Origin of the sequence: Marinobacter bryozoorum, from assembly GCF_023156245.1 — a bacterium.
Classification (GTDB): domain Bacteria; phylum Pseudomonadota; class Gammaproteobacteria; order Pseudomonadales; family Oleiphilaceae; genus Marinobacter; species Marinobacter bryozoorum.
Genome location: NZ_JAKZAH010000011.1, coordinates 1 through 20198 on the forward strand (window position 1 = coordinate 1; position 20198 = coordinate 20198).

Annotated in this window: 21 protein-coding genes and 3 tRNA genes; 8 read left to right on the forward strand and 16 right to left on the reverse strand. The window is 60.1% G+C overall.

Features of this window, described 5'->3' with window-relative positions; all coding sequences use genetic code 11:
* Window positions 1–92: 92 nt before the first annotated feature.
* A complete protein-coding gene (locus MLC59_RS08185; RefSeq protein ID WP_248233240.1) occupies window positions 93–809 on the reverse strand; it encodes an enoyl-CoA hydratase-related protein in 717 nt (238 codons plus the stop codon).
* Window positions 810–953: 144 nt separating this feature from the next.
* Here MLC59_RS08185 and MLC59_RS08190 point away from each other — a divergent pair, with 144 nt between their 5' ends.
* Window positions 954–1820 (forward strand): RibD family protein, encoded by an 867-nt coding sequence (locus tag MLC59_RS08190; protein ID WP_248233242.1) that lies wholly within the window; start codon window positions 954–956, stop codon window positions 1818–1820.
* On the opposite strand, the gene MLC59_RS08195 is transcribed toward MLC59_RS08190, so the two are convergent.
* The 4 genes from MLC59_RS08195 to MLC59_RS08210 are packed head-to-tail and all read right to left on the reverse strand — an operon-like array spanning window position 1768 to window position 6031.
* Entirely contained in the window at window positions 1768–2691 is a 924-nt protein-coding gene (locus tag MLC59_RS08195; protein WP_248233244.1) for a lysylphosphatidylglycerol synthase transmembrane domain-containing protein, read from the reverse strand. The genes MLC59_RS08190 and MLC59_RS08195 overlap by 53 nt on opposite strands.
* Before the next feature lie 17 nt (window positions 2692–2708).
* Entirely contained in the window at window positions 2709–4637 is a 1929-nt protein-coding gene (locus MLC59_RS08200) for a glycosyltransferase family 4 protein (RefSeq protein WP_248233246.1), read from the reverse strand.
* Window positions 4624–5022: a 6-pyruvoyl trahydropterin synthase family protein gene (locus MLC59_RS08205; RefSeq protein ID WP_248233247.1), complete on the reverse strand. Its 399-nt coding sequence runs from the start codon at window positions 5020–5022 to the stop codon at window positions 4624–4626. Before MLC59_RS08205 ends, MLC59_RS08200 begins: the two co-directional genes overlap by 14 nt.
* A gap of 16 nt (window positions 5023–5038) precedes the next feature.
* Window positions 5039–6031, reverse strand: coding sequence for a zinc-dependent alcohol dehydrogenase (locus tag MLC59_RS08210; protein ID WP_248233249.1), 993 nt, complete (start codon window positions 6029–6031; stop codon window positions 5039–5041).
* A 109-nt stretch (window positions 6032–6140) separates the two neighbouring features.
* Between MLC59_RS08210 and MLC59_RS08215 the strand changes: the two genes are divergently transcribed.
* From MLC59_RS08215 to MLC59_RS08235, 5 genes are all read left to right on the forward strand, one after another.
* Window positions 6141–6875 (forward strand): CDP-alcohol phosphatidyltransferase family protein, encoded by a 735-nt coding sequence (locus MLC59_RS08215; protein ID WP_427901709.1) that lies wholly within the window; start codon window positions 6141–6143, stop codon window positions 6873–6875.
* Window positions 6875–7495 carry a YceI family protein gene (locus tag MLC59_RS08220; RefSeq protein ID WP_248233252.1) on the forward strand — a complete coding sequence of 207 codons (621 nt, stop codon included), beginning with the start codon at window positions 6875–6877 and terminating at the stop codon, window positions 7493–7495. Before MLC59_RS08215 ends, MLC59_RS08220 begins: the two co-directional genes overlap by 1 nt.
* Before the next feature lie 148 nt (window positions 7496–7643).
* Window positions 7644–8636, forward strand: a complete 993-nt coding sequence (locus MLC59_RS08225) for a DMT family transporter (protein ID WP_248233256.1) — start codon at window positions 7644–7646, stop codon at window positions 8634–8636.
* Window positions 8637–8721: 85 nt separating this feature from the next.
* Window positions 8722–8798: transfer RNA gene (locus tag MLC59_RS08230), tRNA-Val, on the forward strand.
* A gap of 198 nt (window positions 8799–8996) precedes the next feature.
* Window positions 8997–9182 (forward strand): hypothetical protein, encoded by a 186-nt coding sequence (locus tag MLC59_RS08235; protein WP_248233258.1) that lies wholly within the window; start codon window positions 8997–8999, stop codon window positions 9180–9182.
* A gap of 440 nt (window positions 9183–9622) precedes the next feature.
* Here MLC59_RS08235 and MLC59_RS08240 read toward each other — a convergent pair whose 3' ends face one another.
* The 5 genes from MLC59_RS08240 to dapA form a co-directional block, all read right to left on the reverse strand.
* Window positions 9623–10630: an NAD-dependent epimerase gene (locus MLC59_RS08240; RefSeq protein ID WP_248233260.1), complete on the reverse strand. Its 1008-nt coding sequence runs from the start codon at window positions 10628–10630 to the stop codon at window positions 9623–9625.
* A 101-nt stretch (window positions 10631–10731) separates the two neighbouring features.
* On the reverse strand, window positions 10732–11463 hold the full coding sequence (locus MLC59_RS08245) for a TIGR04219 family outer membrane beta-barrel protein (RefSeq protein WP_248233262.1): 732 nt from the start codon (window positions 11461–11463) through the stop codon (window positions 10732–10734).
* An 86-nt stretch (window positions 11464–11549) separates the two neighbouring features.
* Window positions 11550–12266 (reverse strand): phosphoribosylaminoimidazolesuccinocarboxamide synthase, encoded by a 717-nt coding sequence (purC, locus tag MLC59_RS08250; RefSeq protein WP_248233265.1) that lies wholly within the window; start codon window positions 12264–12266, stop codon window positions 11550–11552.
* Window positions 12267–12335: 69 nt separating this feature from the next.
* The gene (bamC, locus tag MLC59_RS08255; protein ID WP_248233267.1) at window positions 12336–13412 is read right to left on the reverse strand and encodes an NlpB/DapX family lipoprotein; all 1077 of its coding nucleotides are present in this window, start codon (window positions 13410–13412) and stop codon (window positions 12336–12338) included.
* A complete protein-coding gene (gene dapA, locus MLC59_RS08260) occupies window positions 13413–14291 on the reverse strand; it encodes a 4-hydroxy-tetrahydrodipicolinate synthase (protein ID WP_248233269.1) in 879 nt (292 codons plus the stop codon).
* A 74-nt stretch (window positions 14292–14365) separates the two neighbouring features.
* Between dapA and MLC59_RS08265 the strand changes: the two genes are divergently transcribed.
* The gene (locus tag MLC59_RS08265; protein WP_248233271.1) at window positions 14366–14836 is read left to right on the forward strand and encodes a peroxiredoxin; all 471 of its coding nucleotides are present in this window, start codon (window positions 14366–14368) and stop codon (window positions 14834–14836) included.
* A gap of 40 nt (window positions 14837–14876) precedes the next feature.
* Here the strand turns inward: MLC59_RS08265 and MLC59_RS08270 are convergent, their stop codons facing one another.
* Entirely contained in the window at window positions 14877–15959 is a 1083-nt protein-coding gene (locus tag MLC59_RS08270) for an AI-2E family transporter (protein WP_248233273.1), read from the reverse strand.
* A 9-nt stretch (window positions 15960–15968) separates the two neighbouring features.
* Window positions 15969–16202: a sulfurtransferase TusA family protein gene (locus MLC59_RS08275; protein WP_248233275.1), complete on the reverse strand. Its 234-nt coding sequence runs from the start codon at window positions 16200–16202 to the stop codon at window positions 15969–15971.
* A 99-nt stretch (window positions 16203–16301) separates the two neighbouring features.
* Here MLC59_RS08275 and MLC59_RS08280 point away from each other — a divergent pair, with 99 nt between their 5' ends.
* Window positions 16302–17774: a M48 family metalloprotease gene (locus MLC59_RS08280; RefSeq protein ID WP_427901710.1), complete on the forward strand. Its 1473-nt coding sequence runs from the start codon at window positions 16302–16304 to the stop codon at window positions 17772–17774.
* 72 nt (window positions 17775–17846) lie between these two features.
* Here the strand turns inward: MLC59_RS08280 and nadA are convergent, their stop codons facing one another.
* The 4 genes from nadA to ybgF all read right to left on the reverse strand — a co-directional run bounded on the left by nadA (window position 17847) and on the right by ybgF (window position 20131).
* Window positions 17847–18908, reverse strand: coding sequence for a quinolinate synthase NadA (gene nadA / locus MLC59_RS08285; protein ID WP_248233277.1), 1062 nt, complete (start codon window positions 18906–18908; stop codon window positions 17847–17849).
* Window positions 18909–19116: 208 nt separating this feature from the next.
* Window positions 19117–19192: transfer RNA gene (locus MLC59_RS08290), tRNA-Lys, on the reverse strand.
* Between the two features lie 45 nt (window positions 19193–19237).
* Window positions 19238–19313, reverse strand: a tRNA-Lys gene (locus MLC59_RS08295).
* Window positions 19314–19360: 47 nt separating this feature from the next.
* Window positions 19361–20131, reverse strand: a complete 771-nt coding sequence (ybgF, locus tag MLC59_RS08300) for a tol-pal system protein YbgF (RefSeq protein ID WP_248233280.1) — start codon at window positions 20129–20131, stop codon at window positions 19361–19363.
* Window positions 20132–20198 lie beyond the last annotated feature (67 nt).

Here is a 20198-nt window from a genome sequence, read left to right on the forward strand (position 1 = left end):
CCTTGATGTGGAACCACCACACCTTCGGACTGGCGCCTTGGCCAGAGGCCCCAGCGTCACGCAGTAGGTCAGCGAATGAACCAAACGGGACACTAGTCCCCAAGAACATTCTGCCAGTCCCGCTCAGCGGCAAATCCGGTTTCCAGCGGCCGCATACGGGCGTGCTCCACCAGTTGACGGACACCCTGCACCACCACCGGGTTCAGGCCTCCTGCCTGCGTCACCAGGGTGATGGCCGCAGCCACCGGCGAGTCACTCACCTCATCCGCTAAACCGTTGTCCAACGCCTGCTCCGCCCCCCACTCCAGGCCGCAAAGCATCATCCGCTTGCTGACCGACTCCCCAAGCAGCCGTGGCAACAACTGTGTACTGCCACCCATAGGGAAACGGCCCTGGCGAGGGGCATCGAACCCGAAGGCTGCGCCTGGAGCCGCCACCCGGAAGTCGCAGCTCAGGGCCAGTGCCAGGCCTTCATCCCGGGCCTGGCCATTAACAGCAGCTACGGTCAGGGCCGGGTACTTTCTCAACGTGGCGAATGCCTGGGAGTACAGCCGCGCCAGTTGGCTGAGTGGCACACGGGCATCGCCCAATGCCGAGCCCAGTGTACCGCCACAGAACCACTCAGAACCGGACCCGGTTATCACCAGTGAAGGACAGTGCTCCTGGCGGGCCAGGTCGCCGAGCACCTGGTGCAGTTGCTCCAGGCTCTCACCATGCCAGCGGTTTTCCGGTGGCGCGTCCAGGGTCAGTATCTGAATGGAGTCCGGAGCATCGAGCAGGTGGTCTGTCGCAGGGGTCAGCTTGATCAAATCAGTATCCTGTCTGCCTGGCTGAAATTGTAAGGCGCTATGTGGATTACAACCGATTCACCGGGCACATTTCCACTGGCAGGGGCCACTTTATGACTCTAGAGTGAATCAATCAGGGATTTCGACGTAACAGTTACCTATAACATGACGACCAACACCCGGGATCCGACCCACAACCTTGAGGCAGCGATGACACCCGAGCAGGCCTGGCAGATGATTCTTCGGCAATGCCACCAGCCCGATACGGCCAGCGACCGCTGGCCTTCTGAAGCCCCCCTGTCCGACGATGACCATGCCCGGCAACTGTTGCAGCTTTTCCAGCCACTGGTAAGCCCGGGGGCGCCTGCAGGGAATCGGAGGGTGTCCGTGGTTGCCCAGATGGGCCAGAGCCTGGACGGCAGGATCGCCACGGTGACGGGCAAGTCACGCTACATCAATGGGCAGGACGGTCTGGTTCACCTGCACCGGCTACGGGCGGTATCCGACGCAGTGCTGGTCGGCTCCGGTACCGCCAATGCCGATAATCCGCGCCTGACCGTTCGTCTCGCCCCCGGGCCGAACCCGGTACGGGTGGTGGTAGACCGGAACCGCCGCGTGCCGGACAGCCACTACCTGTTTACCGATGACGCCGCTCCAACCCTGCGCCTGGTGGCAAGGGATAACCAGTCACCCCCACCGCCCGCCGGAATCCGTAGCGGTGTGCAGGAGATTCCCTGCCTGTCGGGCGGCGAGGGGCCTATCGACCCGAAGGAGGTTCTGTCGATTCTCGAAGGCCTCGGCCTGCACCGGATTTTCGTGGAAGGCGGAGGGCAGACCGTTTCGACCTTTCTCACGGCGGGGCTGGTTGACCGCCTGCACGTCTTGGTAGCACCCATGATCATCGGTAGCGGTCAGCCTGCCTTCTCACTACCGGAAATTGACAGCCTGACGGACGCCCTGCGCCCGCAAGCACGCATGGTCAATCTGGGCAGCGATATGCTGTTTGACCTGGCGTTCGACGCCCACCATTGAACAGGAACAAGGCGCCCGGCAGGGCGGACACCAGCACCAGCAGGCCATAACTGACTGCCAGCGCCACGCCCTGCTGCGACGGCAATCCGGCCAGAGGGAACAGGGCCGCGGCGGCGCTTTCCCGGATTCCCCAACCGGAAACCGTCAGCGGGATGACCATGGCTATCAGCAGCACGGTGCAGAGGGCCAGCAGAACGCCGGGAGCATCCACCGCCGTTGAAAGCCCCAGGCCCATAGCCAGGCACCAGAAGACAGCCAGGTAGCTGACAATAACCGCCAGTGAAGAGATGACCTGCACTGGCAGCGCGGATCGGTTCAGGAGTGCTCGCTGCACATCAACTCGAAAAGCTCTCACCCAGCGAGCGACCGGTGGTGCTTGGGATATCGACCAGAGCAACAACGAGGCGACCAATATTCCCGGAAGTAGGAAAAGGCCTGGCGTGGGAAGCCTTGGCAGTGGTAGCCAGAGCAGAATAAGTACGGCCGCCAGCATGAACAGCACCAGTTGCCCGGACAGCCGCTCGATCATCACACCATGGATGGCCAGGGTGGTGACATCACCCCGCTGCCGGTGCCGCAATGCCCGGCCGGCATCACCTACAACGCCGCCCGGTACCAACTGATTCACCAGTGTGCCCAGGTAATATTCGCCAACGGCGTAGAGCAACGGCAACTGACCGCCCAGCCTGTTCACGGTATATTGCCAGCGCCAGGCAGAGAGCACGACCTGTACCGGCGTCAGGGCCAGCGCCAGTAACAGCCAGGACCACTGCACGCTCCTCAACTGCTCCCAGACTGCTACCGGGTTCACCAGCCAAAACACAACGGCCAGCAATAACAGGGTCAGCGCCCAGCGTAGTGCCGGTGGCAAGCGCAGCCGCCTGAGCCTCACGCCCCCGGAACCCCGAACAGGTCAACATGGTCCACCTCGATGAACAGTTCACCCGCCCTTGCCTGCTCTACACGGGTGTTCAGCCACTGTTCGAGGCATTGGTATCCGGCTGTACCGTCTCTGCAAGAAAGTTTGATTTGTGAACGCGCCGCGCCAATCCAGCCTTCAATCAGTGCAATCTGCAATGCCTGACTGGCCCGCCCCAACCGCCAGACACTAGGCGCCAACCGCACCTGATACCCCTGTTCTGCCAGTGCAGCCGCCAGAACCTCGCTCGCCTCCGGACCACAGGAAGCACCGGTGCCTTTGTCGCGGTGCTGGTGGTCATTAACCAGCGCTATCAAACTGTCGTCATAAGGGTGCGTCGGTGACAGCCGGAAGCGACCGGCGTAGGAGAGCACTACCAATACCGCTGCAGAACGCTCTGACGCAGCCTTGGCAAATGCCTCCAGCCAGGGCGTTGATACCAGGTCGATCAATGCCGAGGCGGTGAGAAGGTGCAGTGGCGCAGGCAGCAGCCGGTCCAGGTCATCGGCTTCCAGGCGCACCGGGTGAAGCGTTGTTGAGGGCTCTTCCAGGGTGCCAGCGTTCAGTAAGGCCTGGTCCTGGTCATAGAGGTGCCATTGGCAACGATCCACCAGCGCGGGGGGGAAGGCTTCTCGGAGGTATCGCCAGTTGGAACCGCTGCCGGAACCAATATCCACCACTACCAGAAAGTCGTTTGATTGTTTTCCGAGCCAGGTTGCCGCCTGTTCGCATAGCCCCGGGTCCCTGGCCTGGTGGTCCGCCGGCTCCCGCAGACGGAGCCAGTCTTCGGCAAACTCGCTTCCTTCCGGGAGGCCTGCGCTTATGTCCAGCAAGGCCTGGTCAAACTCCTGAGCGCACTGGCGCCAGCTACGCAGGGCGCTCCCACTCTGGCGGGCAGCGGCTTGCTGGTCCTGGAGTAACGCCAGGTCCTCTATTCGCTCGCCGATCAGCCGCGCAAGCGCCTCACTGTCGCCAGCAGGATAGGTCACACATCCGGGGCGGCTGGCGGTAACCGCCAGCGCACCACCATCGGATGATATCACCGGTAGTCCGTGGGCCAGCGCCTCATCGATCACCATACCGTAGCCCTCATAATGGGAGGGCAATACAAAGAGGTTGGCCCGGGCAAATGCGCGTTCCAGTTGCAGACCGGAAAGCTCCCCGACTAACCGGACGCACCCTGTCAGCCCCAGCGCTTCGACTTGCGACTGAACCCGGTGCGCGTAGTCCAGGTCCCGCTCCAGGGAGCCCACCAGCTGACAAGTCCAGCCGCCTGCGCCCAGCCCGGCCAGTGCCTTCACCAGGTCCATTTGTCCCTTCCTTGGCGACAGGTGGGCAACACACAGGAGTTCGATACCCCCCTCCTGTCCCTGCCACGGGCCCGGGTGTCCGGCCCCGTCCATATCAGCCGGTCGGTGGACGCCGGGAACGACGACCAGAACCATCTCCGGAGATACACCAAACCTGCCCAGGCCTTCCGCCGTTGTCTCACTGGTGGTGATAATCCGCGTGACAGCAGCCAGGGCCCGACACTCGGTCGCCATGAAGTGGGCCCGTTCGCTGTCGCTCAGGCCGGTCTCATCGGCCAGTGGGTGATGCACCAGTGCGACCAGGTTGAGCCTGGAGCGGTGGGCCTCTGCCACTTCCGGACAGCCGCAAAGCGCGAGGCCATCTACCACAACGGTGCTGTCGTCCGGTATACCGGCAAGGGCGTTATCAAGGGCCTGCCATGCGACGGTGTCCACTTTCGGAAAGCGGCCGTCCAGCCCGTGAAGGCTGACCTCTCGCCCCAGATGGCGAAGCCCGGTTACGACTTCCCTCACATAGCCGTAGCCACCGGTCCGCTGTTCGGGGTCGCCGGGGACGAGGAACCAGTAACGGGATTCAGAGTTCGCCACGATAGCTGGCCCAGGCGATATGGGATTCAGAGAGGGTCACTTTCAGGGCGGTCAGGGCCTTTGCGCCCTCCCCCAACTCGCCGTTGCGGATAGCCCCGGCCATGCCGTCAAAGACGTACCGTGCCATGAACTCTGTGGTGGTATTGTGGCCCCGGAACTGCGGCAGTTCGTCAAGGTTCTGCATATTGACAGGCGCCAGCACCTTACCCAACACATCGCTGGCCAGGCCAATATCCACGACAAGGTCATGGTCGTCCAGTTCAGGACGCTCGAAGCTGACATCGACCACATAGGTGGCGCCGTGTAGCTTCTGGGCGGGGCCGAAAATATCTCCGGTAAAGCTGTGGGCAATCATCACGTTATCGCGAACGGTCAATGTGTACATGGGTCTTCCTTCTCGATCAGGGGTAGCGGATTCGGTGGCAAAGGGTATCGCAGGCCCCCCGGGCGAGTTCCGACATAACTTCGGGAAGCTGCTCAAAATCACTCTCGCCGGTAATAAGGTTATCCAGCAGCGGGTTCGCCAGCAGTTTTATAGCCAGCGACATGCGATCGTTGTGGGTCCAGCGAGGCAACTGGCGCGGGCTCAACTGACCCACCTGGCTCGATCGCAGCGTCAGGCGGCGGGAATGAAAGCTACCCCCGAGGCGAGCCGGAACCGCCTGCTCGCCGTACCAGCTCATTTCAATGATGCGCCCTTCGTTGCCTGCCAGGGCCAATGCGGTCTCCAGGCCAGCCGGGTGGCCGCTGGTGTGAAACACCAGGTCATGGTCATCCCGGGACAGCTCCGGGGCCCATTCAACCCCCAGGGAGGCAAGGATGTCCTGCCGGTGTGGGTTAGGGTCAATACCAGTGACCCTGGTGCCGGGAATACCGCTGGCCAGCCAGGCCACCAGGCACCCCACAACCCCACAGCCAACAATGGCAACCCGGTCTCCCACCATGGGTTCACCATCCCAAAGACCATTAATGGCGGTTTCCAGGTTGGCCGCCAGCACTGCGCGACCCGGTGGCAGGTTTTCCGGCAACAAGGTCACCGCACTGGCGGGGACCCGATAGCGGCGCTGATGCGGAAACAGGCAGAAACCATAACGTCCCACCGCCTCGGGGGGCCCGGCCACTACACGGCCGACGTTCATATAGCCATAGCGCACCGGTCCCGGGAAATCGCCCTGTTGGTATGGGGCGCGCATGCGCTGATACTCGGAACCGGGAACCAGCCCATTAAACACCAATGCCTCGGTACCGCGACTTACCGCACTGTAGAGAGTCTCAAGTTCCAGCACAGGGCCGGCGCCTTCGCTACCGTGATCCACCTGTCCAGGTGAGATCTCGCCATGGCCATTACCGAAAGACCAGAATGCCGGTGACATTTCCTTTGACGGGAGATTCATAAACACTCCATGCTGAAAAAGTACCCACTGCGCGGTTATCGCTATGAACCAATCGCTGCATAGGCCGGTATAAACAGCATTACAGTATAGATTACGACGGTTTACGGCTATGGATTCCTTGCCAACACATCGTACGCCACAGTCCATACCCTGGGCGGAGCTGTCACTCGGAGCAGTCGCCCTGGCTGGCCTGCTGCTGGCTGCAAATCGCATCATGCCGCTGTCGTCGACGACGACTATTCTTGCCGGTGCCCTGTACGCAGGCTTCGGAGTAGCGGTCGTCGCGGGCCTGGCGCTTTCCGGGAGCCGGTTCGGTCCTGCCGACCGGGTCACCCTGGTCCGCGCTGTACTGGTCCTTTTCCTCGCCAGCCTGGCTGGCACTCCCGAGTTCCTGCAGGCCTTCGCCTGGCCCTACGCCCTGCTCTGCTTGCTGGCACTGACCATGGACGGCGCCGATGGCTATGTTGCCCGGCGCACCCGCACGGCTAGCCCCTTTGGCGCCCGGTTTGATATGGAACTGGACGCTTTCTTCATACTGGTGCTTTGCGCCGCACTGATGTTTCTGGGAAAGACTGGGCCCTGGGTGCTGTTAATAGGGTTAATGCGATACGGCTTTGTCATGGCAGGCTGGTGCTGGACATGGCTCAATGCCCCCCTCCCGGAAAGCTTCCGGCGCAAGACTGTCTGCGTATGGCAACTGGTTACCCTTATGGTGGCCTTGCTGCCCCCCGCACCGGATGTGTTTGTCCATGCTACGCTATTGGTGGCACTGGTCCTTTTAGCAGGGTCCTTTGCCCTGGACATCCGTTACCTTTACCGGCAGAGAGCAACAAGGAGATTGTGATGAATACCCCAAGGAACGCCATTAACACCATCGCCGCAGGCGTTGCCGCCAGCACCCTTGCGCTGTCCGCAGCCAGCGCACAGGCCGAGCCCAAAGACTACAAGATCGATGAAGAACATATGTCCATTAGCTTCGAGGTAAACCACCTGGGCTACGCCTCGGTGATCGGCCTGTTCCTCGAGGGCAAGGGTAGCTTCAAGTACGACGAGGAAACCAACGAGGTCCCCTCCGGCAAGGTGGTTATCCAGAGTGCCAGCGTGTTCTCCAACCATGACAAGCGGGACGAACACCTGCGTAAGGAAGACTTCCTTCACAGCGACCGCTATCCCGAGATCACTTTCGAAGTTACGGATTTTGAAACCACTGGCGAGCGCACCGGTAACCTGACCGGCGACCTGACCCTGCTGGGCCAGACCCGGCCGGTGACCCTGGACGTTACCCTGAACCAGGCGGCGGAGTACCCCATAGGCCATGAGGAATACACCCTTGGCATCTCCGCCAGCACCACTATCAAACGCAGTGACTGGGGCATGACCTACGCCCTGGACCCGCTGATGGTGGGCGACGACGTGCACCTGCGGTTCGAGTTCGAGGCGATCCAGGATAACGGCTGGTTCTGAGCCTTTACTCAGAAACCAGCCCCCGGCCGGAAGCATTGCGCCCGGGTACAACAACCCGGGACACACGCACCTTGCGACCGGGGCATAATTAGGCCGAGCGTGGTGAGCATGCTAAACTCCGCGGCCTGATTTCCTGAACCTTCTTGCCATGGCCCTCTCCGACTCCAATAAAGCCGATTTACTCCTCGTCTTCGTAACATTGCTGGCCGCTGTCAGCTGGGCATTTTCCAAGGAAGCGGTGTTGTTAATGCCGCCTTTGCTGTTCATGGCCATGCGTTTCCTGATCGCCGGGGCGATTCTTGCCTTTTTTGCCCGCCGCCAGCTCCCGCGCCTTGGCATCCGGCAAATGCTTCGGGGGGCCCGGGTGGGCCTGGTGTTCGGCTCTGCCATGAGCTGCTGGGTGATGGGGATCTGGCTTGGGGTCAACCTCGGTGAAGCCGCCTTCATTACCAGCCTGGCCGTGGTGGTCGTTCCTGCCATTGCCCGTATTTTCTTCCGCGAACCCCAGCCTCTGAACACCTGGCTGGCTATTCCGGTAGCCATCTGCGGACTGGGATTATTATCCCTGGAAAACGGTTTTCGGCCAGAACCCGGCCAGATGCTGTTTGTGGTGGCAGCACTGATCTTCGCCATGTCATACATCCTGACCTCCCGGACCGCCAATACCCGCACCGTGATGAAACCCGGCGGTGAGCAGGTTGTGAAACAGAAGGTACCGGCCCTTCCACTGACGGCCCTGAGCATGACCACAGCCGGGGTCCTCACCGGACTGGTTTCGCTGTTCTTCGAGGAGTGGCAGCCAACCTTTGATAACTTCACCGGCCCCATGTTCTGGTGGCTGGTAGGCAGCGCCACCATAGGCACTGCGTTCCGTTTTTTATTGCAGACCTACGCCCAGAGCCTGTCGTTCAACAGCCACGGCGTGGTGATTCTGGTTCTGGAGCCGGTATGGGTAGCCCTGCTGGCGTGGGTATGGTTCAGCCAGACCATGAGCCCGATGCAGATTGCTGGCTGCTGTGTGATCCTGCTTGCACTGCTGATCAACCGATGGACGGTACTTTCCCGGGCTATCAGAAACTGGCTGCGCAAATCTGCCAGGGCCCGCCGCATCGCCCGTATCCGCGCCAGCCATCAGGACTGATCAGGGTTGAGAGTAACGTGAAAAAGTCCGTAAAAACGGTTGACCATTCCCGCCCGGATCAGTATATTTCCACCCCGTTGAACACAGGACCATAGCTCAGTTGGTTAGAGCGCTGCCTTGACATGGCAGAGGTCGGCAGTTCAAATCTGCCTGGTCCTACCAGATTCCCGAAAGCCCCCGCTCCTCACGGACGGGGGCTTTTTTGTCCGAGTAGCGCTCGGTTCGCGAACGGTTTTGCCCCCCCCAGCCAGGCTTGCGCCACCCTTTCATTTGACCAATTCCCGGGCACCGACCACACTGCTTGTGCATGATGATTTAAACGCGATTGAAGTTGCCCACCCTTTCATCAGGAGGATGTTCATGGCGCACAAGCGGATCCAGACTCCATCAGCCCAGACGGCTGGCATAGCAACGCTAATACTGGGGCTTATCGGACTTGCCGCAGGGATATGGTATTACCGGGAGCAGGCCGCCACGAGGTCGCAACGGCTGAGACGCCAGGCCAACCGCCAGCTTCGCAGGGCGGAGCGGAAACTGCGCCGTTGACCACCGGGCCCTGGCTTACCAGGGCCCAAAGACCCTGTTCTCTGACTGATTTAACAGCAGTTACCTGAAGACGTTCCACCTGACTACCTGGCCGGCTCATGCCTGAGCCTAACGCGGCTCGGGCTTCCCGCCAGAGGGTCCGGGGGCCTTTGTTCGAAACAGTCAGAAAACAGGGTTTTCGTTTCGAACAAAGGCCCTCGGGCCCGGTCCACCAGAATTGCATCCGCCATAGACGTTCAGACATGTTTTCTGGAGTTGGTGCAGAACGCCGAAGGCCCGGCACCCCCTTCCGAAACGAGAACCTTGTTCCCTGACTGTTTCGGAAGGGGGTGCCGGGCCTCCGGCTTTCTGGGTTTTTGCTGGCCTGCTTTTTACACCAGGTTATAGATGAAACCTGCCAGTACGGCGATTGTCGTTACATAACGCAGGAGGTTTGCCCGCTAAACGCCATAGAACGCCCGATACCAGTCGACGAAACGACCAAGACCCTCTTCAAGGGAGGTTTCCGGCTTGTAGCCGACGTCCGCAATGAGGGAACCCACATCCGCGTAGGTCGCCGGCACATCGCCCGGCTGCATCGGCAGGTAGTTCTTCTCGGCTTTCTTGCCGGTCTTTTCCTCGATGATCTCGATAAACCGGGACAGCTCAGCCGGGTTGTTGCTGCCGATGTTGTATAGCCTGTAGGGGCCCTTGCTGCTGGAAGCATCAGGATGCAGGCCGCTCCAGTCGGGGTTAGGCTGGGCCACATGGTCAAGGGTTCTTACCACGCCTTCGACTATGTCGTCGATGTAGGTAAAGTCGCGCTTGTGATGGCCGAAATTGAACACGTCGATAGGCTCCCCCGCCAGGATCTTGCGGGTGAAGATAAAAGGCGCCATATCAGGCCTGCCCCAGGGACCGTAGACGGTGAAAAACCGCAGGCCGGTGGTGGGCAACTGGTACAGATGACTGTAGGTATGGGCCATCAGTTCATTGGCTTTCTTGGAAGCGGCGTACAGGCTCACCGGATGGTCCACGTTGTCCTGCACCGAGAACGGCATGGTCTCGTTGGCTCCGTAAACGGAACTGCTGGAGGCATAGACCAGGTGCTCTACCCTGTTATGGCGACAGCCCTCAAGGATGTTCATGAACCCCACCAGGTTGGAATCCACATAGGCATTCGGGTTCTCGATGGAGTAGCGGACACCGGCCTGGGCAGCCATGTGCGCGACCCTTTGTGGCTGGTGTTTGCGGAACAGCGCTGACATAGCCTCACGGTCAGCAATATCCTGGCGGACTTCGGTGAACCCCTCGTAGCTCCGGAGACCATCGAGACGGGCTTCCTTCAGGTGGGGGTCGTAGTAGTTGTTGACGTTGTCAACGCCAGTGACTTCGTCGCCTCGCTCCAGCAAACGGCGGGCGAGGTGAAATCCGATAAAGCCGGCGGTACCGGTGACGAGAATTTTCAAGGCGGTAACCCTGCTCCCTTTTGGCTCAACCACCAACGCCCTGCTGCCGTCAGACTTGGCGACAACAGGTTACGCTGGCCCTCCCTGCTAATCGGTCAGGATCAGAAACTGAACCCGACGCTGGCAAACGGGCCGCCAATGTCGATATCCAGGCGGTCGTCACCATCTTCATAATCCACGGCCATTTCACGGTACCCGGCCCGCAGTTGGACTCCCGCAAAGGCGTACTGGCCGTACACATCGTAATCATAGACGGAGTCGCCGCTGTAACTGATGAAATTGCCGTTAGCACCGACGGAAACGCCGGTCAGGGGCAAGTCAAACCGGGCAGCCGCGAAGCCCATAGGCACTACCGCGTCCACTTCAGTCTTGCTGTTGGTCAGGCCAGCTGTGTCGGATACCTGAAGTTCCGCATCAAGGTCACGGGCTGTGACGCCCAGGTCCAGGTTCACCCAGTTATCGAGCACTTCGTAATACAGCGTAAGATCAGTCTGGCGCCAGTCCAGGCTTGAATCCACGCCTACACCGGCGGGGATATCATCGAATCCGGTACTCAGTTCGCCGCGCCCGGTCTGGTCGATCTTTACATAGCTAAGACGAACATTGGGCAACAACGGAATCGGGTGCTCCAGGTAGGCGCTCAGGTTGGCCTCGGTGTTATTGCTGAGGTCCAGTTCGTTCTCCACGTTCACCTGGTCACCACCCTTGGCGGCCTTACCGGAGAGATCAGAATCCCAATATCCGATGCTCGCCCCAACCCCCAGAACGTCAGCGTGGACGGTGGGAACGGCTGCAATGGCAGACAGCAGTACGGCAGATCGGAACAGTTTCATGGGAAATCTCCCTTGCAGAGAATTGATAAGCAGGTCTTGCATATAGCATCCGTAAAAAATCTGGGGCCTTCCCGGCCCCACTATGATCACTCGTCGAAGCTGATGCCCAGGCGCCGGCCGACCTCTTCGTAGGTCTCGATAACGTCACCGAGACCCTGTCGGAAGCGGTCCTTGTCCATCTTCTTGCGGGTTTCCCGATCCCAGATACGACAGCCGTCAGGGCTGAACTCATCACCCAGCACGATGCGGCCCTCACTACGCCCGAACTCGAGCTTGTAGTCCACCAGCAGCATGCCAGCCTCCGAGAACAGGGCCTTGAGGACATCATTCACCTGATAGGTCAGACGCTTCATCTCCGCCAGTTCGTCGGCAGATGCCCAGCCAAAGGTCACAGCGAGGGATTCGTTCACCATGGGATCATGGAGTTCGTCGTTCTTGAGGAAGAGTTCATAGGTCGGCGGATTCAGGTCCTGCCCTTCTTCTACACCGATACGGCGGCACAGGCTGCCAGCCGACACATTCCGCACCACGCACTCCACGGGAATCATTTCCAGCTTCTTTACCAGGGACTCTGTCGGCGACAGCAGCCCCTCGAAATGGGTGGGTACACCGGCGGCTTCCAGCTTTTCCATGATGAAGGCATTGAACCGGTTGTTGACCATGCCCTTGCGGTCAAGCTGCTCTTTCTTCTCCCCGTCAAAGGCCGAGGTGTCGTCCCGGAATACGAGGACAAAGCGGTTCGGATCATCGGTGGTAAAAACAGACTTGGCCTTGCCCGCGTAGAGTTCTTTGCGCTTTTCCATATCGGTCTCCGGCGAGCGCCCCCGCAGGGCCGGCTCGCGTCTTTGTTCGTGCCGGTTAAAAACCGGCAATCAGTAGAGGTAGTCGTACAGCCGCGTGATCAGTGAGCGTGAATAGTTACCACCATCGTAGCCATCGGCACGTTCGGCGGTAACGACCACCTGCCCGTCCTCTTCACTGAGCTGGATGCGGTTGGTGACTTCCGGCTCCACTTCGTCACCGGCAAACCAGCGGGTCATCCAGCCACGACGACGGTCTTCCTCCGGACGACCATCCACCAGGAAGTAACCGGCAGTACGATCAAGATCCAGCACCGGGATACTTTCGTCCTCGAGTACCCGGCGGATCTCGCCCCAGACCCGGTCATAGGGCAGGTCAATGGCGATGGCCTGGTCCCGATCGGTGTTTGCCTCAAGAAGACTGACCCGCGACTCACTACCCATGGCCAGTGCAGCGCGGGAGTAGGCCCGGTTATCTTCACGGGACTGGAGGAAGGTGGACAGGTTCTCCAGCAGACTGTCTTCCAGAGACTGGTTCATGGGCTCATCCTGCCAAGGCAGCAGGCCCTCGGGATTGGCGGCTACCGCACGCGGGCGTATCTGCACTTCCGTCGTCTTGCGACGCACACCTGGCGCCAACCGAACCTGCACAACGATCCTGGGCTCATCGGCTGATGCCTCGTCGAGTCCGACCAGGCCACGGGCGCGGCGGCTGAAATTCGCCACCTCACTCTGCATCAACCCCAGCTGGGTGCTGTCCACAGCCACTGCCAGGCCGGTTTCATTCATCCAGGCTGCCACGGCAGGCCAGATACGCCCCGGCACTTCATTGACCAGCAGCCAGGACTGGTCATCGACGGACTCCACCACATAGTTCTCATCAAGGATGTCGGCGGTCAGGTCCGGCGGTTCAGGCACCTGGGCTCCCAGCGTGCCCGAACCCTGCACCTCCCGAACCGGGAACGCAGGACGCTGCCGGGGCAGCGGCTGGCCATCGATACCCTTGAGGGGGCGCGACTGCTCGGCAGTGGCATAGTCATCGGAGCGGTCATTAACCAGGCTGCAGCCACTAACCAGCAGGCCGGCCATGGCGACACCCAGGATGGCAACCCGGGGACGGAAGTTCAGAAAGCTGAAACGATCACTCATTCAGATTACGCCCGCCGCCTTTAGAGCTTCTTCAACCTCACCATGGAACTTGTCACTGAGGGGCGTCAGGGGCAGCCGGATACCGGTATCAATCTGTCCCATGCGCTGCAATGCCCACTTGACAGGGATCGGGTTGGCTTCCAGGAACAATTTGCGGTTCAGGGGCTCCAGTACGCCGTTGAGGCGCTCGGTTTCTGTCCGGTTGCCGCCGATGGCAGCCTCGCACATCTGGGACATGAGTCGCGGCGCCACGTTGGCCGTCACTGACACGTTGCCCTTGCCCCCGGCCAGCATAAGCTCAGCGGCCGTGGCGTCATCGCCGGAATACACGGCCAGGCGACCCTCGACCGCCTTGATCAGTTCGGCGCCCCGGGGAATATTCCCGGTGGCATCCTTGATACCGACGATATTGGGGATGTCCGCCAACCGCTCCACCGTTTCATTGAGCATGTCGCAGGCAGTGCGCCCGGGAACGTTATAAAGAATCTGGCTGACACCGGGTACGGACTCGGCAATCGTCTTGAAGTGCTGGTACAGGCCCTCCTGGGTGGGCTTGTTGTAGTAAGGCACCACCAGAAGGCAGGCATCGGCACCAAGCTTTTCCGCCTCGGACGTCAGTGCGATGGCTTCATGAGTAGAGTTACCGCCAGTGCCGGCAATGACTGGAATCCTGCCCGCCGTCCGTTTGATGATCTTCTCGATCACCTTGAGATGCTCGTCAGGGGTCAGAGTGGCTGACTCGCCAGTGGTACCGACGGCTACGATGCCATGGGTGCCGTTTTCAAGGTGAAAGTCCACCAGGGCATCCAGTTGCTCCCAGTGGATGCTGCCATCCGGGTGCATGGGCGTCACCAGAGCGACAAGGCTACCAGTAATCATAAGGACTCCGTGCAGATAAAACGGTTATGGTAATCTTGGGTGTCAACCGACACAAGGGAAACAAGGGAGAAGCCATGGCTAAGCCAGAACCTGACCAGATTATTACCGATTTCGAGGCACCGGCTACCGGGAACCAGACAGTGCGACTGTCAGACTTCCGGGGCAGCCACAATGTTGTCATCTACTTCTACCCCAAGGACAACACCCCCGGCTGTACGACCGAAGGCCAGGATTTCCGGGATCTCCACGATCAGTTCCTCGCCCACGATACCGTCATTTTCGGCGTTTCCCGGGACGGTCTCAAGGCCCATGAGAACTTTCGTGCAAAACATGGGTTCCCGTTCCACCTTATTTCAGACAAGGACGAATCTGTCTGCACCCTGTTCGATGTCATTAAGCTGAAAAAGCTGTATGGCAAGGAGTATATGGGCATTGATCGCAGCACCTTCCTGATTGACAAGGAAGGCCGCCTGCGCAGGGAGTGGCGTGGGGTGAAGGTGAAGGGGCACGCCCAGGAGGTACTGGAGGCCGTTCAGGCCCTGTAAGTGGCACACCCCGGCCTGGCCAGGTGACTGGCCGGGCCTTTCACCTCTTATTAACTGCGCTTTCCGGTAACGGTTCCCGGTGTACCGGCCAGGCCGCAAACACCGCCTTGACCATGGTCGCCAGGGGAATGGCAAAAAAGACCCCCCAGAGCCCCCAGATACCCCCGAAGAAAAGTACGGCGATAATGATCACTACCGGATGCAGGTTATTGACCTCCGAAAACAGAAGCGGAACCAGCACATTGCCATCGAGGGCCTGGATGATGCCATAGGCCACCATCACCCATATAAAATGTGTCCCCCAACCAAACGCAAACAGCGCGATCATTGCCACTGGCAGGGTAACGACGGCGGCACCGATATAGGGTATCACCACGCTCAGGCCTACCAACAGGGACAGCAGCGCCGCATAGGGAACCCCGAGAACCTTGAATGTTACAAAGGTGACACCGCCAACAATCAGGATCTCCACCGCCTTGCCCCGGACATAGTTGGCGCACTGCTGGTTCACCTCCTGCCAGATCTGACTCATCATCGGGCGCTGACTGGGCAGCACCCGGGCGATAGCGCCCAGGATCTGACGGCGATCCTTCAGGAAGAAGAACACCAGGATGGGCACCAGCACCAGGTAGATAAGCAGACCAAGCAGGTCCGGAATACTGCCCAGCGAGAAGGACACCAGCCACTGGGTCAGGTTGCCCACCTCAGCGGTCACCTGGTGGTAGAAATCGTTCACCGCCTCAATGGAGATCAGGTTTGGATACTGCTCAGGTAAAAGCTCAAGATAACTTCGCATCTCCCTGAAAATACGTGGCGCCTCGGCTGCGAGGGACGCAAGCTGCGCCCAGACCAGCGGCAACAGCCCGAACAGGAACCCCGCCAGGGTCCCCATAAAAACCACGAAGACGCCGCCAATTGACACCAGCTCGGGAATGCCTATCCGGGTCAGCCTCGTTACCAGGCCCTGCAGGATGAACGCGATAATGACGGAAGCGATGACCGGCGCCAGCATGGCACCGAAGAAAATAATGGCAAGAACCCCGCCCAACAGGAGCAGGAACAGGATGACCGCTTCGTCATCGGAAAAATATTTGTGGGCGATGCCACGGAGAATACGAACCATTTGCGTGCTCTACTCCTGTCCACCAACACGAATCACGAAGCGATACCCACCTTCGGACTCATCACGGCTAACCAGCGTATGGGACGTGTGGGCCAGCCACGCCGGGATATCCCGGGCAGAGCCCGGATCGGTCGCCAGCACCTCGAGTTGCTGCCCTGCCGCCATACTGCCGAGCTGCAACTTCGCTTTCAGCAATGGCATCGGGCATCGCAGCCCGGTAGCATCAAGGGTAATATCAACCATGGGCGCTTCAGAACCTTCCTGTCTTGGATTGCAGGCGCACCATTATGCCCATGCGCCCTTTTACTTGCATCGTTTTATGCGGAGTTTAATGACCAAGGTATGACTTCAGAACGCTTCGGCCACTCCCGGCCCCGGACACCTGCCCTGGCCCTGGTTATGACTCTGGTCATGCTCTTCGCCCCCATGGTGCCCACACAAGCCCAGCAGCGGGACTTGCCATCCATCGGCGGTCTCGGGGGTGGTTTGCTCTCGGACCGGATGGAAGACGACATCGGCCGACAGGTAATGGCCTCTATCCGTCGCTCCGCCAACCAGATCCATGACCCACTGGTCGCCGAGTACCTGACATCAGTTATCTACCGACTGGTTCCCTACACGCCGCTCAGTAATCGCGAACTGACCATCGTCGTCATTGACGACCCGGCCATTAACGCATTCGCGGTGCCTGGCAACATTGTTGGCGTTAATGGTGGCCTGTTCCTCCATGCCCGCACCGAACAGCAATTCGGCTCGGTGCTTGCCCACGAACTGGCCCACCTGAGCCAGCGTCACTTTGCCCGACGACTGGAACAACAGGAACGCTCCGCTCCGCTCACTGCCGCGGGCATTATCGCCGGCATCGTACTCACCGCGGTCACCGGCTCCGACGCAGGCATTGCCGCGATCATGGGCACCCAGGCTTTGTCTGTACAGAACATGCTGGCCTATAGTCGCTCCCATGAGCAGGAAGCAGATCGGGTTGGCCTGGACATCATGGCAGATTCCGGCCTTGACCCCAGGGGTATGCCGGAGATGTTCGAGGTGATGATGCGCCAGAGCCGCCTGCAGGGCAATCGCGTCCCGGAATACCTGTCGACCCACCCCCTCACCGAATCGCGCGTGGCCGATACTCGCAGCCGCGCAGCACAGTACGGCACCGGCGGGGCCAGCGATACCCACGAATACCACCTGGTACGCTCCCGCCTCCAGGTGCGCTATGCCCGCAACCTTGGCGAAGCGATCGAGGCGTTCGAGTCTTACCTGGGTCAACCCGAAGCCGGCCAGAAGGAAGCGGCAAGGTACGGACTGGCTGTCGCCCTGCTCGCAAATGGCACCTACCCCCGCGCCCGCACCCTGCTGGAGAGGCTTCTGGACGACAGCCCAAACCGCATTACCTATCAGGTGACACTGGCAGAGGTCCTGCAAGCCCAGGGCGATCTGTCGGAGGCCAGGGCGCTTATGGAAACAGCCCTGCGGCGGAACCCGGGTAACTACCCCATCACCGACCGCCTGGCCCACATCGAGAACGAAGCAGGCAACGGTAGCCAGGCCGCAGACTACCTGCGCACCCTGACACGTGACCATCCACAAAGGGAAGATCTCTGGCTGCGCCTGGCCGAAGCCGAAGGCATGGCCCGGAACATCGTTGGGGTGCACCGCGCCAGGGCGGAATACGATATTCTGGTGGGTGACCTGGAATCGGCCCAGCGGCAACTGCGCCAGGCCCAGGAACGCGTGCCGGCCACCGCTCCCCTGCACCAGGTAATCTCGGAAAGGCTGACCGAAGTCAGCCGCCGGCTCAGTCAGTCATAGATCGCCGCGGACGTCCGCCGAATGCGGGCGCAGGCTCCTTCACCAACGGCTCGTACGTCGGCCGGTCAGGCCTCAGGCGTTGCCCGCCGCCTTCAGGTTCATGTTGGCGGTAAAGTCCAGCATGCGACGTAACGGCCGCAACGCATCTTCCCGCAGGCTTTCGTCCACGAGAACTTCCTGGGTACCCTGCTCCAATACCTGCAGCAGGTTTTCCAACCCGTTCATGGCCATCCAGGGACAGTGGGCACAGCTCCGGCAAGTCGCACCGTTACCCGCCGTGGGCGCCTCGATAAGGGTTTTGTTCGGTGCCAGCTGCTGCATCTTGTAGAAGATACCGTTGTCGGTGGCCACGATGAAGCGCTCATTTGGCAACGACTGCACCGCATGGATCAGCTGCGACGTGGAACCCACCACATCGGCCATATCCACGACGGCTTCCGGCGACTCCGGGTGTACCAGCACGGCAGCGTCCGGGTACAGGGCCTGGAGGTCTTCCAGTCCCCGATACTTGAACTCTTCGTGCACGATGCAGGAGCCATCCCACATCAGCATATCGGCCCCCGTGGTACGCTGTATGTAACCGCCGAGGTGTTTGTCCGGCGCCCACAGGATTTTTTCACCGCGGGCGTCCAGGTCCTCCACAATCGCCTGGGCACAGCTTGAGGTAACCACCCAGTCCGCCCTCGCCTTCACCGCCGCAGAGGTGTTGGCGTAAACCACCACGGTCCGGTCCGGGTGCTGGTCACAGAAATCCGCAAACTCATCGGCCGGGCAACCAATATCCAGTGAACAGGTGGCTTCCAGGGTGGGCATCAGTACCCGCTTTTCGGGGTTAAGAATCTTCGCGGTTTCACCCATGAAACGCACACCCGCCACTACGACGGTAGAAGCGGAGTGACGGTTGCCAAAGCGGGCCATCTCGAGGGAGTCCGCCACGCAACCGCCGGTCTCTTCAGCCAGCCGCTGAATGTCCGGGTCGGTGTAATAGTGTGCGACGAGTACCGCATCCTGCTCCCTGAGCGCCTCACGGATGCGGGACTCCAGCTCGGCCTTCTCCCCGTCACTGAGGGGCTTGGGCTCCGCCTTGTGGGCCAGGTGTTCCTGGACAAGGATACGATCTTCAAGTCGAGTCATGGTTATTTCTCTGTTGCTTCGCCTGAGGTGGCCAGTATATCACCCTTGCCGGGTTGTCACCCTCCTGCCACGGATATGCAACCTGGACGATGGATAATCGGAGTGTTACCGGCCCCTGTATTGTTCTATGAGGTTTTTCGGCCAAAAAAAAAGAGCCCGAAGGCTCTTTTCTACGGCAGGTAGATGATCCTGATCATACCTGCCTGATTGGTGGGTCGTGAAGGATTCGAACCTTCGACCAATTGGTTAAAAGCCAACTGCTCTACCAACTGAGCTAACGACCCGTAACCGGGCAATAACAGTCAGCAATCCGCGCCAACCTTGGTGTTTGGTGGGTCGTGAAGGATTCGAACCTTCGACCAATTGGTTAAAAGCCAACTGCTCTACCAACTGAGCTAACGACCCAAACGAGGCGCATATAGTACGGATTTTTCCGGGGTGATCAACCCCTTTTAACTCGCCCCAAGATATTTTTTTGCGAGGCTGGCTGCCTGGCTGGCGCCATATTGATCAACCACCCGCTTCATGTACCTCTCTGCCTGCTCCTTCTCGCCCATACGGTCATGGACCACGCCCAGCTTGTACAGGGCATCCGGTGCCTTGCGATGATCCTGGTAACGGGTTGCCACAATGGTGAAGGCCTGCTTGGCCTGCTCCAGCTGGGGCTTGACCAGGTAGACCTCACCAAGCCAGTAATAGGCGTTCACCGTCAGGTCACCTTCCGGATATTCCGAGACAAAGTCATAAAGCTCACCAATAGCCTGGTCGTAGGCCTTCTGTTCCTGGATCAGCTTCTGGATCCGGTCGTAGGCCTGGCGCTCCTCCTCGGAAGGTTCGCGGTATTCCTTGCTGACAGTCTGGGGCGTCTGACGCTCCTGGCTGCCAGGGGCGGCGGTGTCACCGGAACGATTTCCGCTGCTGGCCCGGGTCTGCTGCCGCTGTTCCGACAGCTCCAGCAGGCGCTGGTCCAGGTCGATATAGCGCTCACGGGACTGCCGGGTAAGTTGATCCAACTGATGTTGCTGCTGTTCAACCTCCCCCCGCAGATCGCGAACTTCCCGCTGGAGTCGCTCGATCATGTAAAACAACTCTGCATTACCCTGGTTGCCCGCAGCCTGTCGACGGGCCTCAGACTGGTTGTTCTGGTATGCGGGCGTGGAAGACTGCGCCAGCGCACCGGCGGAAGCCGCCAGCGCCACTGCCGCCACGAGAAGCTTTCTCATGGGTACACCTATCTCTTCAGTCGGACGGTGCCGCCTCCCCGGAAGCAACTCCCTTAAAGGAAAGACA

Coding starts and splice junctions, on each gene's coding strand:
- MLC59_RS08215 (WP_427901709.1), top strand. CDS start 6,141: ATGGATTCCTTGCCAACACATCGTACGCCACAGTCCATACCCTGGGCG.
- MLC59_RS08225 (WP_248233256.1), top strand. CDS start 7,644: ATGGCCCTCTCCGACTCCAATAAAGCCGATTTACTCCTCGTCTTCGTA.
- MLC59_RS08270 (WP_248233273.1), bottom strand. CDS start 15,959: ATGGTTCGTATTCTCCGTGGCATCGCCCACAAATATTTTTCCGATGAC.
- MLC59_RS08205 (WP_248233247.1), bottom strand. CDS start 5,022: ATGTACACATTGACCGTTCGCGATAACGTGATGATTGCCCACAGCTTT.
- MLC59_RS08210 (WP_248233249.1), bottom strand. CDS start 6,031: ATGAATCTCCCGTCAAAGGAAATGTCACCGGCATTCTGGTCTTTCGGT.
- MLC59_RS08235 (WP_248233258.1), top strand. CDS start 8,997: ATGGCGCACAAGCGGATCCAGACTCCATCAGCCCAGACGGCTGGCATA.
- MLC59_RS08275 (WP_248233275.1), bottom strand. CDS start 16,202: ATGGTTGATATTACCCTTGATGCTACCGGGCTGCGATGCCCGATGCCA.
- MLC59_RS08190 (WP_248233242.1), top strand. CDS start 954: ATGACGACCAACACCCGGGATCCGACCCACAACCTTGAGGCAGCGATG.
- bamC (WP_248233267.1), bottom strand. CDS start 13,412: ATGAGTGATCGTTTCAGCTTTCTGAACTTCCGTCCCCGGGTTGCCATC.
- MLC59_RS08265 (WP_248233271.1), top strand. CDS start 14,366: ATGGCTAAGCCAGAACCTGACCAGATTATTACCGATTTCGAGGCACCG.
- purC (WP_248233265.1), bottom strand. CDS start 12,266: ATGGAAAAGCGCAAAGAACTCTACGCGGGCAAGGCCAAGTCTGTTTTT.
- dapA (WP_248233269.1), bottom strand. CDS start 14,291: ATGATTACTGGTAGCCTTGTCGCTCTGGTGACGCCCATGCACCCGGAT.
- ybgF (WP_248233280.1), bottom strand. CDS start 20,131: ATGAGAAAGCTTCTCGTGGCGGCAGTGGCGCTGGCGGCTTCCGCCGGT.
- MLC59_RS08220 (WP_248233252.1), top strand. CDS start 6,875: ATGAATACCCCAAGGAACGCCATTAACACCATCGCCGCAGGCGTTGCC.
- nadA (WP_248233277.1), bottom strand. CDS start 18,908: ATGACTCGACTTGAAGATCGTATCCTTGTCCAGGAACACCTGGCCCAC.
- MLC59_RS08245 (WP_248233262.1), bottom strand. CDS start 11,463: ATGAAACTGTTCCGATCTGCCGTACTGCTGTCTGCCATTGCAGCCGTT.
- MLC59_RS08280 (WP_427901710.1), top strand. CDS start 16,302: ATGACTTCAGAACGCTTCGGCCACTCCCGGCCCCGGACACCTGCCCTG.